Origin of the sequence: Delftia sp. ASV31, assembly GCF_016428765.1 — a bacterium.
Lineage (GTDB): Bacteria > Pseudomonadota > Gammaproteobacteria > Burkholderiales > Burkholderiaceae_C > Comamonas > Comamonas acidovorans.
Map to the genome: position 1 here is coordinate 1 of NZ_JAELTK010000243.1, position 324 is coordinate 324.

1 pseudogene is annotated in these 324 nt (G+C 77.2%); it reads right to left on the bottom strand.

Going from position 1 to position 324, the window contains the following annotated elements:
- Nucleotides 1–324 (bottom strand): annotated as a pseudogene (locus tag JHD82_RS30095) (hypothetical protein); the annotation flags it as partial.

Here is a 324-nt window from a genome sequence, read left to right on the forward strand (position 1 = left end):
CGGGCTCCACGGTGCGAAAGCTCAGCGTGCGGCCCAGCCAGGGGATGAAGCGGCGGTAGACCTCGCCGCGCGGATTGTGCAGGCGCACGGGGTGGCGCCGGCCTTCGCTGATCGTGTAGTGCAGCGCCTGTCTCTTATACACATCTGACGCTGCCGACGAAATGCGAACAGTGTAGATCTCGGTGGTCGCCGGATCATGAAAGAGGGGGGGGGGGGGGGGGGGGGGGGGGGGGGGGGGGGGGGGGGGGGGGGGGGGGGGGGGGGGGGGGGGGGGGGGGGGGGGGGGGGGGGGGGGGGGGGGGGGGGGGGGGGGGGGGGGGGGGG